Below are 9,078 nucleotides of genomic sequence, written 5' to 3'. Positions count from 1 at the left end.
TCGCGCACAAGGTGCCGTCAAGGCTGTCAAACAGCCTCGAAAAATAGCGGTAAAAATGACTTCCGCAAAACGCTCAGGATGGCAAAAAGAGCCGCAGAGCCTTATCTGACGGGCGTTACAACCTGAAACACTTTGTTACCGCGAACCTATCTTAATTCGCCCACAATGCCTTCAACGGTTTCAACACGGATGTGGCACGGTGCCAGTGTGAGCGGACACAAAACACCAGCCGGTCGGCCCTACGCCGAAGCCCTCTCGAGGGGCATCCTTGTTGGAGCCGTGACCGGCGTCGAAGACGTTTCATGACCCGGCTCCTCCTTTGGTCTCCTCGCGCTAACCCCGTAGCGTGTGGTTTTTAGCGGGCTCCAGGCCCGCTTTTTTTTCGCCTGTACGTTTTATTATTCAACAGGCATCGCTCCGCACCCACTCCCTCCAGCGTCAAATAATCGTTCGGTTTCCCGACTATTTTTGCGCGTTCTGCAATGCCGCAGCGACGCCTTGAATCGTCCACCGCGGCATTGCATCGAACCTCGTATCAAGCCGTCTTCTGCTCGCTGATCTTGAGTTCATCGATCATGCGCGCGCGCATCACGAACTTCTGCACCTTGCCTGTCACGGTCATCGGCAGTTCGTCGACGAAGCGGATGTACTTCGGGATCTTGTAGTGCGCAATCTGCCCCTGGCAGAACGCCTGGATCTCCTCGGCCGTTGCCGCCTCGCCCGGACGCAGCACGATCCACGCGCACACTTCCTCGCCGTACTTCGCGTCGGGCACGCCGAATACCTGCGCGGACTGCACCTTCGGGTGGCGGAACAGAAACTCTTCGATCTCTCGCGGATAGATGTTCTCGCCGCCGCGGATGAGCATGTCCTTGAGGCGACCGACGATGTTGCAGTAGCCTTCGGCGTCGATCGTCGCGAGATCGCCCGTGTGCATCCAGCCATCGACGATCGACTCGGCCGTCTTCTCCGCGTCGCCCCAGTAGCCCTGCATCACCGAATAGCCCTTCGTGCACAGTTCGCCCGTTTCGCCCACCGGCACGGTGTTGCCGAGCGCATCGACGATCTTCACTTCAAGATGCGGCTGAATGCGGCCCACCGTGGTCGTGCGCTTGTCGAGCGGGTCGGTGGTCGAACTCTGGAACGACACCGGGCTCGTTTCCGTCATGCCGTAGGCGATCGTGATTTCGGCGAGATGCATCTTCGAGACCACGCGCTTCATCGTCTCGATCGGGCACGGCGAGCCGGCCATGATGCCCGTGCGCAGCTTCGACAGATCGAAGCGCGCGAACTCCGGATGATCGAGCTCCGCGATGAACATCGTGGGCACGCCGTGCAATGCCGTGCAGCCCTCCTCTGAGACCGCTTCGAGCGTCGCGCGCGGATCGAACGCCTCGCCGGGAAACACCATGTTCGCGCCCACGGATACACATGCGAGCACCGCGAGCACCATGCCGAAGCAGTGATAGAGCGGCACCGGAATGCACAGCGAGTCTTCTTGCGTGAGGCGCATCGCCTGGGCGATGAAACGCCCGTTGTTGAGCACGTTGCGGTGCGTGAGCGTGGCGCCCTTCGGATTGCCGGTCGTGCCGCTCGTGAACTGGATGTTGATGGCTTCGTCGGGCGATAGCGTCGCGTTGATGGCATCGAGCCACGCCGTGCCGTCGCGCGCAATACGCTCGCGGCCCATCTCCACGAGTTCGCTGAAGCAGAGCATGCCGGGCGTGGCCGTGTCGCACATGCGCACGACCGCGCGCAGTTCGGGCAGGCGCGCGGCCTGCAACTGGCCGGGCGTGGCGCTCGCAAGCTCGGGCGCGAGCGTCTGCAGCATCTCCAGATACTTCGAGGTCTTGAAGCTCTCCGCGGAGACGATCGCCTTGCAGCCCACCTTGTTCAGCGCGTATTCGAGTTCGGCGAGACGATAGGCGGGATTGATGTTGACGAGCACCGCGCCGATCCGCGCGGTCGCAAACTGGGTGAGCAACCATTCGACGCGATTGGGCGACCAGATGCCGACGCGGTCGCCCTTGACGATGCCCAGTTCGGCGAAGCCGGCGGCGAGCACGTCGACTTCGGCAGCGAACTCGCGCCAGTTCCAGCGGATGCCCTGCTCGCGGAACACCACGGCGGGCCGCTCGGGAAAGCGGGTGGCGGTCTCCTGCAGGAACGTGCCGAGGGTCGCGTCGCTGAGCGGCACATCGGTCGTGCCTCGCACGTAGGAAAGGCCGTCTTTCGGCGCGATGAGCGGCTCATGTACACCGGGCGCGGCGCGCGCGCCTGCTGCGTCGATTGCCATGATGGCTGTCTCCTGGGGAGCGTCACTCCCGCGTTTGAAATGAATTTGAAAACTATTGTCCACCGGCTTTCCCGGGGGCGGCATCAAGTCTTACCCGCAGGGTCTGGGCCGGCTGCGAACGCATGATTTGGCATTACCTTTCCGTAAACGTCAAGTATGCCAGAGCGTTTTTGTCGATCTCCGTGGCTCACGGCATTTATGCCGCGTTTTTCATTGCGACGCCATTGGGCCGTGCCCGCTCACCGGCGCCAAAATGCGAAAAGGGCTCCCAGCTTGGGGAGCCCTTTTCGCTTCGAACGCGGCGCCACGAGGGCGCGCGTACGAGAACCAATTAGTGCTGGTTCATCTTGCGCAGGCGCTGGATCGCCGCGAGCTGCGCGACCGCGTAGGCCAGCTCGGCCTGGGCGGTGGCGTACTCGAGGTTCGAGCCGGCGTTCTGCAGCGTCTCTTCAGCGCGCTTGCGCGCTTCCGTGGCCTTCGCCTCGTCGAGATCCTTGCCGCGGATCGCGGTGTCGGCGAGCACCGTGACGGCGCCCGGCTGCACTTCGAGAATGCCGCCGGCGACGAACACGAACTCTTCACCGCCGTCTTCCGCCACGATGCGCACTGCACCCGGACGAATACGCGTGATGAGCGGCGTGTGGCCCGGCAGAATACCCAGCTCGCCCGCCTCGCCCGGAAGCGCGACGAACTTCGCCTGGCCGTCGAAGATGCTCTCTTCGGCGCTGACGACGTCTACCTTGATGGTTGCTGCCATATGTGTCGACTCCTTGGGGATTAATTGGCTGCTGTGGCGGATAAGTCGCGCGACCTATCCGCACTTCGGCAACTAACCCTTACTGGATCTTCTTGGCCTTTTCGAAGGCTTCGTCGATCGTGCCGACCATGTAGAACGCTTGCTCCGGCAGGTGATCGCACTCGCCGCCAACGATCATCTTGAAGCCGCGGATCGTTTCCTTCAGCGGCACGTACTTGCCCGGCGAGCCCGTGAAGACTTCCGCGACGTGGAACGGCTGCGACAGGAAACGCTGGATCTTGCGAGCGCGGGCGACGGTCAGCTTGTCTTCCGGCGACAGTTCGTCCATACCCAGAATCGCGATGATGTCGCGCAGTTCCTTGTAGCGCTGCAGCGTCTGCTGCACGCCGCGCGTGATCGAGTAGTGCTCTTCACCGATCACGTTCGGGTCGATCTGGCGCGAGGTCGAGTCGAGCGGGTCGACTGCCGGGTAGATACCCAGCGAGGCGATGTCACGCGACAGCACGACGGTTGCGTCCAGGTGGCCGAAGGTCGTAGCCGGCGACGGGTCGGTCAAGTCGTCCGCAGGGACGTACACGGCCTGAACCGACGTAATCGAGCCCTTCTTGGTCGACGTGATGCGCTCTTGCAGCTTGCCCATTTCTTCAGCCAGCGTCGGCTGATAGCCCACTGCCGACGGCATACGGCCGAGCAGTGCCGACACTTCCGTGCCAGCCAGCGTGAAACGGTAGATGTTGTCGACGAAGAACAGCACGTCGAGGCCTTCGTCACGGAAGTGCTCGGCCATCGTCAGACCGGTCAGCGCGACGCGCAGACGGTTGCCCGGCGGCTCGTTCATCTGGCCGTACACCAGCGCGACCTTGTCGAGAACGTTCGAGTCCTTCATTTCGTGGTAGAAGTCGTTGCCCTCGCGGGTACGCTCGCCCACGCCGGCGAACACGGAGAAACCACCGTGTTCCTTGGCGATGTTGTTGATGAGCTCCATCATGTTGACGGTCTTGCCCACGCCAGCACCACCGAACAGACCCACCTTGCCGCCCTTGGCGAACGGGCAGATCAGGTCGATAACCTTGATGCCGGTTTCGAGCAGTTCCGCCGACGGCGACAGCTCGTCGAACGCCGGAGCCTTCTGGTGGATCGAGCGCGTCGTTTCGCTCACGATCGGGCCGGCTTCGTCGATCGGACGGCCGAGCACGTCCATGATGCGGCCGAGGGTCGGCTTGCCGACCGGCACGCGGATGGGGTTGCCCGTGTTCTTGACCACGGTGCCGCGGCGCAGGCCGTCAGCCGAACCCAGACAGATGGTGCGGACAACGCCGTCGCCCAGCTGCTGCTGCACTTCCAGGGTCAGTTCCGACCCTTCGAGAATCAGCGCGTCGTAGATCTTCGGCATGCTCTCGCGCGGGAATTCCACGTCGATCACCGCGCCGATGCACTGTACGATCTTGCCTTCTACCAAAGCAGTTGTACTCATCGATTTTCCTTTAGATACCTGAATTCTTCACTCGCTCACCGGCATACACCGGCGCGGTTTCGCAATCGGTTCGCGCTTGTCGCTTGATCAAACGGCTGCTGCGCCGCCGACGATTTCCGAAAGTTCTTTCGTAATCGCGGCCTGGCGGCTCTTGTTGTACGAGAGCTGCAGTTCGTTGATGACCGTCTTCGCGTTGTCCGACGCCGCCTTCATCGCCACCATACGGGCCGACTGCTCCGAAGCCATGTTTTCCGCCACGGCCTGATAGACCAGGGCTTCGACATAGCGCACCAGCAGCTCGTCCACGACGGTTTGCGCGTCCGGCTCGTAGATGTAGTCCCACGCCGACTTCGGCGTCGTGCCGTCGTCATCCGCCGTGAGACGCTCGGCCGACAGCGGCAGCAGTTGCTCGATCACAGGCTCCTGCTTCATCGTGTTGACGAAGCGCGTGTACGCGAGGTACACGGCGGAAAGCTTGCCTTCCGAGTACTGGTCGAGCTGCACCTTGATCGCGCCGATCAGCTTTTCGAGGTGCGGCGTGTCGCCGAGTTGCACAACGTTCGAGACGACCTTCGCGCGCAGACGGTTCAGGAAACCGAGGCCCTTGCTGCCGATCGCAGTTGCTTCGATCGTCGTGCCGGATGCTTCCAGCTCCTTGAACTTCTGCAGCGTCGCGCGCAGCACGTTGGTGTTCATCCCGCCGCACAGACCCTTGTCGGTCGTGACGAGAATCACGCCTGCGACCTTCGCACCGGTGTTTTCCACCATGAACGGGTGGCGGTACTCGGGGTTCGCACGGCTCATGTGCGCAGCGATGTCGCGGACCTTGTCGGCATACGGGCGGGCGGCGCGCATGCGCTCCTGGGCACGGCGCATTTTCGACGCCGCGACCATTTCCATCGCCTTGGTGATCTTGCGCGTGTTTTGCACGCTCTTGATCTTGCCGCGAATTTCCTTCATTCCAGCCATTGCTTTGCTCCTTTGTCGACCCGGGTCAGCGCTTTCGCACTGACTCGGGTCCCAGTCCGTTTATCGTGTTTGATTCCCGGACGGATCAATATGCGCCGGACTTCTTGAAGTCCTTGAGAGCCGCGTGGAGCGCGTTCTCGTCGTCCTTCGACAGGTCCTTCTTGTCCTCGATGCGCGCGACGAGGTCAGCGTGCTTCGACTTCAGGTATTCGCGCAGGCCCTTTTCGAACGGCAGGACGTCCTTGACGTCGATGTCGTCGAGGTAGCCGTTGTTCGCCGAGAACAGCGCAACAGCCAGTTCCCACACTTGCAGCGGCTGATACTGCGGCTGCTTGAGCAGTTCCGTCACGCGGCGGCCGCGCTCGAGCTGCTTGCGGGTCGCTTCGTCGAGGTCCGATGCGAACTGGGCGAATGCGGCCAGTTCACGGTACTGCGCGAGGTCGGTACGGATACCGCCCGACAGCTTCTTCACGACCTTGGTCTGTGCCGCGCCACCCACACGCGAGACCGAAACGCCGGCGTTGATTGCCGGGCGGATGCCTGCGTTGAAGAGGTCGGTTTCCAGGAAGATCTGGCCGTCGGTAATCGAGATCACGTTCGTCGGAACGAATGCGGTCACGTCGCCGGCTTGCGTTTCGATGATCGGCAGTGCGGTGAGCGAACCCGTTTTGCCCTTCACTTCACCGTTCGTGAACTTCTCGACGTAGTCGGCCGACACGCGCGCGGCGCGCTCGAGCAGACGCGAGTGCAGATAGAACACGTCGCCGGGGTAAGCTTCACGGCCCGGCGGGCGGCGCAGCAGCAGCGAGATCTGACGGTATGCCCAGGCTTGCTTGGTCAAGTCGTCATAGATGATCAGGGCGTCTTGACCGCGGTCGCGGAAGTATTCGCCCATCGTGCAGCCGGCGTACGGCGCGAGGTACTGCAGCGCGGCCGACTCCGAAGCCGAAGCGGCAACGACGATCGTGTATTCGATCGCGCCCGTTTCTTCGAGCTTGCGCAGCACGTTCTGGATCGACGAAGCCTTCTGACCGATGGCGACGTAGATACAGATGAGGTCCTTGCCCTTCTGGTTGATGATCGTGTCGACGGCCACGGCGGTCTTGCCGCACTGGCGGTCGCCGATGATCAGCTCACGCTGGCCACGGCCGATCGGCACCATCGAGTCGATCGACTTCAGACCCGTTTGCACCGGCTGCGACACGCCTTCACGCCAGATCACGCCCGGAGCGATCTTTTCGATCGCGTCGGTCATCTTGGCGTTGACCGGGCCCTTGCCGTCGATCGGGTTGCCGAGCGGGTCGACCACGCGGCCGATCAGTTCGGGGCCAACCGGCACTTCGAGAATGCGGCCCGTCGTCTTGACGATGTCGCCTTCCGAGATGTGCTCGTACTCACCCAGAATCACGGCGCCGACCGAGTCACGCTCGAGGTTCAGCGCGAGGCCGAAGGTGTTGCCCGGGAATTCGAGCATTTCGCCCTGCATCACGTCCGACAGGCCGTGGATACGCACGATACCGTCGGTCACGGAGATCACGGTGCCCTGATTGCGAACGTCTGCGCTCGCTTCAAGGCCCTGGATCCGGCTCTTGATCAGCTCGCTGATCTCAGAGGGATTGAGTTGCATTATTCGCTCCTGATGTTCAATTCTGTTGCGTGCCAGCCGCCGCGCCCGATATTTTTAATCGGGGCGCTCAGGCGGTCAGAGCCACCTGCATGCTGGCGAGCCGCGCGCGGACCGAGGTATCGAGCACTTCGTCGCCGACCGTGACGCGCACGCCGCCGATGAGCGACTTGTCGACCTCGACCGTCGGCTTCAGCTTGCATTTGAACTTGCGTTCGAGACTGGCCACGAGTTCGTCCAGTTGCGTGCCTTCGAGCGGGAACGCGCTGACGATCACTGCGTCAGCAGCGCCTGCCCTGGCGTTCTTGAGCGCTTCGAACTGCGTCTGGATTTCCGGCAGCAGTGCCAGGCGATGATTCTCGATCAGCATCTGCACGAGGTTCTTCACCTCGGCCGATTCCTTGACCGGCGACTTCACCGCCGCGAGCAGCAGCTCGGCGACCTGGGCATGGCTCACCTTCGGGCTCGTCGCGACCGACTGCACCTCGGGCAAGGCCGCAACCTGTGCCAGCTCCGAAACGAGCGTGGACCAGGCAGCGGTGTCACCAGCTTCGGCCACGCCAAACAATGCTTCTGCGTACGGGCGGGCGATGGTTGCAAGTTCGGCCATGATCAGAGCTCGGCTTTCAGTTGATTCAGCAGTTCGGCGTGGGCCGACTGATCGACTTCGCGCTTCAGGATCTGCTCGGCGCCTTGCACGGCGAGGGCGGCGACTTCGGCGCGCAGTGCTTCGCGAGCCTTGACGACCTGCTGGTCGGCGTCGGCCTTCGCCTGGGCGATGATGCGTGCCGCTTCGGCGTGTGCCTGGGCCTTGATTTCTTCTGCGACGGCCAGCGCGCGCTTTTCAGCGTCGGCGATACGGCTTTGACCCTCGTTACGGGCCGTAGCGAGCTCTTCGCCGACGCGCTTGTGCGCCGCTTCGAGTTCCGCCTTGCCCTTTTCCGCAGCGGCGAGGCCGTCTGCGATCTTCTTCGAGCGCTCGTCGAGGGCGTTGATCAACGGCGGCCACACGAACTTCATCGTGAACCACGCGAGGATCAGGAACACGACCATTTGCGCAAACAGGGTTGCGTTGAGATTCACGGTGTTTCCTTAATCGTTGCTATTCCGGGGAATTGAAACGGCAAGGCGCTCATCGGTTGTGAAACTCGATCAGCGCCTCGTCTCCCGTTCCGCCATGCGCCCACTACCCGTTATAGGTCAGGCGCAACCTTCCAGGGAACTTAGCCCGCGAGCTTCGAGAGCAGCGGGTTAGCGAACGCGAACAGCATTGCAACACCAACGCCAATCAGGAACGCCGCATCGATCAGACCAGCCAGCAGGAACATCTTCGTTTGCAGCGGGTTCATCAGCTCAGGCTGACGTGCGCACGCTTCGATGTACTTGCCGCCCATCAGGCCGATACCGATACAGGCGCCGATTGCACCCAGGCCGATGATGATGCCGATACCGATGGCCGTGAAACCCTGGATGTTGGCGATGAAAGCTTGCATGATCACTCCTTATTGAGATTTTCTGGAACTGGGGATTTAAAACTGCAATTCTGGTTTGACGAGCACTTAGTGCTTGTCGTGTGCCTGGCCGATGTACACCAGCGTCAGCATCATGAAAATGAACGCCTGCAGCAGAACGATCAGGATGTGGAAGATCGCCCAGACGCTGCCCGCAATCACGTGGCCGATGAAGCCAAGCACCGTCGTGTCCGCGCCGAAGCTCCACAGACCGCCCAGCAGCGCGATCAGCAGGAACAGCAGCTCGCCTGCATACATGTTGCCGAACAACCGCAGGGCGAGCGAAACCGTCTTGGCGACGAACTCGATGATGTTCAGTGCAAGGTTCGGGATCCACAGGAGCGGATGCGCGCCGAACGGGGCCGAGAGCAGCTCGTGTGCGAAGCCGCCAGGACCCTTGATCTTGAGGTTGTAGTAAATCATCAGCACGAACACGCCGAGCGCGAT

General features: G+C 62.0%; 9 protein-coding genes. All 9 read right to left on the bottom strand.

All coding sequences use genetic code 11. The features are described 5' to 3' along the window. Window positions 1–535: 535 nt before the first annotated feature. Window positions 536–2,296, bottom strand: coding sequence for an AMP-binding protein (locus tag AB4Y44_RS41825; protein ID WP_342920313.1), 1,761 nt, complete (start codon window positions 2,294–2,296; stop codon window positions 536–538). Between the two features lie 331 nt (window positions 2,297–2,627). Beyond that, the gene (locus tag AB4Y44_RS41820; RefSeq protein WP_028203314.1) at window positions 2,628–3,053 is read right to left on the bottom strand and encodes a F0F1 ATP synthase subunit epsilon; all 426 of its coding nucleotides are present in this window, start codon (window positions 3,051–3,053) and stop codon (window positions 2,628–2,630) included. Between the two features lie 79 nt (window positions 3,054–3,132). Next, window positions 3,133–4,527: a F0F1 ATP synthase subunit beta gene (atpD, locus tag AB4Y44_RS41815; RefSeq protein ID WP_321922700.1), complete on the bottom strand. Its 1,395-nt coding sequence runs from the start codon at window positions 4,525–4,527 to the stop codon at window positions 3,133–3,135. Between the two features lie 87 nt (window positions 4,528–4,614). Further along, entirely contained in the window at window positions 4,615–5,496 is an 882-nt protein-coding gene (atpG, locus tag AB4Y44_RS41810) for a F0F1 ATP synthase subunit gamma (RefSeq protein WP_342920312.1), read from the bottom strand. Between the two features lie 85 nt (window positions 5,497–5,581). Beyond that, window positions 5,582–7,123, bottom strand: coding sequence for a F0F1 ATP synthase subunit alpha (atpA, locus tag AB4Y44_RS41805; protein WP_069264448.1), 1,542 nt, complete (start codon window positions 7,121–7,123; stop codon window positions 5,582–5,584). A 67-nt stretch (window positions 7,124–7,190) separates the two neighbouring features. Next, window positions 7,191–7,730 (bottom strand): F0F1 ATP synthase subunit delta, encoded by a 540-nt coding sequence (locus tag AB4Y44_RS41800; RefSeq protein WP_342920311.1) that lies wholly within the window; start codon window positions 7,728–7,730, stop codon window positions 7,191–7,193. Between the two features lie 2 nt (window positions 7,731–7,732). Continuing rightward, the gene (locus AB4Y44_RS41795; protein WP_028213229.1) at window positions 7,733–8,203 is read right to left on the bottom strand and encodes a F0F1 ATP synthase subunit B; all 471 of its coding nucleotides are present in this window, start codon (window positions 8,201–8,203) and stop codon (window positions 7,733–7,735) included. A 140-nt stretch (window positions 8,204–8,343) separates the two neighbouring features. Then, window positions 8,344–8,613 (bottom strand): F0F1 ATP synthase subunit C, encoded by a 270-nt coding sequence (atpE, locus tag AB4Y44_RS41790; RefSeq protein ID WP_028203308.1) that lies wholly within the window; start codon window positions 8,611–8,613, stop codon window positions 8,344–8,346. Window positions 8,614–8,679: 66 nt separating this feature from the next. Further along, on the bottom strand, window positions 8,680–9,078 hold a 399-nt coding region (locus tag AB4Y44_RS41785; RefSeq protein WP_368702752.1), incomplete at its 5' end, for a F0F1 ATP synthase subunit A.

It is taken from the genome of Paraburkholderia sp. BR10937 (genome assembly GCF_040965695.1).
Lineage (GTDB): Bacteria > Pseudomonadota > Gammaproteobacteria > Burkholderiales > Burkholderiaceae > Paraburkholderia.
Note: the sequence above shows the minus strand (reverse complement) of the source record. Positions and strands in the feature narration are given on the sequence as shown.

Coding starts and splice junctions, on each gene's coding strand:
- AB4Y44_RS41825 (WP_342920313.1), bottom strand. CDS start 2,296: ATGGCAATCGACGCAGCAGGCGCGCGCGCCGCGCCCGGTGTACATGAG.
- AB4Y44_RS41820 (WP_028203314.1), bottom strand. CDS start 3,053: ATGGCAGCAACCATCAAGGTAGACGTCGTCAGCGCCGAAGAGAGCATC.
- atpD (WP_321922700.1), bottom strand. CDS start 4,527: ATGAGTACAACTGCTTTGGTAGAAGGCAAGATCGTACAGTGCATCGGC.
- atpG (WP_342920312.1), bottom strand. CDS start 5,496: ATGGCTGGAATGAAGGAAATTCGCGGCAAGATCAAGAGCGTGCAAAAC.
- atpA (WP_069264448.1), bottom strand. CDS start 7,123: ATGCAACTCAATCCCTCTGAGATCAGCGAGCTGATCAAGAGCCGGATC.
- AB4Y44_RS41800 (WP_342920311.1), bottom strand. CDS start 7,730: ATGGCCGAACTTGCAACCATCGCCCGCCCGTACGCAGAAGCATTGTTT.
- atpE (WP_028203308.1), bottom strand. CDS start 8,613: ATGCAAGCTTTCATCGCCAACATCCAGGGTTTCACGGCCATCGGTATC.